Consider the following 1,566-nt stretch of genomic DNA (forward strand, 5'->3'; position numbering starts at 1 on the left):
AATAAATATGGCAGCTACCTACTCTCCCGCATGATAGTGCAGTACCATCGGCCATAAGGGGCTTAACTTCTCTGTTCGGAATGGGAAGAGGTGAACACCCTTGGCAAAACCACCATAAGATCTTTGGCTGTTGACGATCTCTCGTCTAAGGAAGCAGGCAGTGGAACTACCTTATCCTTGCAGCACGCAATAAGATAACATATCGGGAAATAGTTGTATACAGACTTTACAGTAATAAATAAAGTTAAAGCTTACGGGCAATTAGTATTACTCGGCTGTGATGTTACCACCTTTACACCTGTAACCTATCAACGTCGTAGTCTCCGACGGCCCTTAAAAGTAAACTCATCTTGAAGCAGGTTTCACGCTTAGATGCTTTCAGCGTTTATCCTGTCCGTACATAGCTACTCTGCACTGCACCTGGCGGCACAACAGATACACCAGCGGTACGTACGACCCGGTCCTCTCGTACTAAGGTCATGTCTCCTCAATTTACTAACGATCACAACAGATAGGGACCGAACTGTCTTGCGACGTTCTGAACCCAGTTCACGTGCCACTTTAATCGGCGAACAGCCGAACCCTTGGGACCTTCTCCAGCCCCAGGATGTGACGAACCGACATCGAGGTGCCAAACCTCACCGTCGATATGAGCTCTTGGGTGAGATCAGCCTGTTATCCCCGGAGTACCTTTTATCCTTTGAGCGATGGCCCTTCCATACAGAACCACCGGATCACTTTAGCCTGCTTTCGCACCTGCTCGGCTTGTTTGCCTCACAGTCAAGCACCCTTATACTAATGCGCTCTACGTACGATTACTAACCGTACTGAGGGTACCTTTGCGAGCCTCCGTTACCTTTTAGGAGGCGACCACCCCAGTCAAACTACCCACCAAACAATGTCTCCCCTTGCAGGGATTAGACTCTAAATAACAGAAGGTTGGTATTTCAACGATGACTCCACAACTCCTGGCGAAGCTGCTTCACAGTCTCCCAACTATCCTACACATCTGGCATTCAAAATCAATGTTAAGTTGTAGTGAAGGTTCACGGGGTCTTTCCGTCCCGTTGCGATTAACCGGCATCTTCACCGATACTACAATTTCACCGAGCTCGTGGTAGAGACAGTGTACAACTCATTAGACCATTCGTGCAGGTCGGAACTTACCCGACAAGGAATTTCGCTACCTTAGGACCGTTATAGTTACGGCCGCCGTTTACTGGGGCTTCAGTCAGAAGCTTTGGATTGCTCCGAACATCCTTCCTTAACCTTCCAGCACCGGGCAGGTATCAGGCTCTATACGTCATCTTTCGATTTTGCAGGGCCCTGTGTTTTTGTTAAACAGTTGGTTGTACCATTTTACTGAGACCACATCACTGTGGTACGCCTTATCCCGAAGTTACAGCGTCAATTTGCCTAGTTCCTTTACCACGGATCACTCGAGCGCCTGAGAATACTCATCTCGACTACCTGTGTCGGTTTACGGTACGGGCTGTCATAAACGAACCTTAGAAGTTTTTCTTGGAAGTCTGATTAGGGACATTATCAGCGCTGCCGAAGCTTTGC

Annotated in this window: 2 rRNA genes; both read right to left on the reverse strand. The window is 48.2% G+C overall.

Annotated elements, in window-relative coordinates:
- Positions 1–5 precede the first annotated feature (5 nt).
- A 5S ribosomal RNA gene (rrf, locus tag ICL07_RS32115) occupies positions 6–117 on the reverse strand.
- 123 nt (positions 118–240) lie between these two features.
- Positions 241–1,566: ribosomal RNA gene (locus ICL07_RS32120) — 23S ribosomal RNA — on the reverse strand; the annotation flags it as partial.

It is taken from the genome of Chitinophaga qingshengii (assembly GCF_014529935.1).
GTDB lineage: Bacteria > Bacteroidota > Bacteroidia > Chitinophagales > Chitinophagaceae > Chitinophaga > Chitinophaga qingshengii.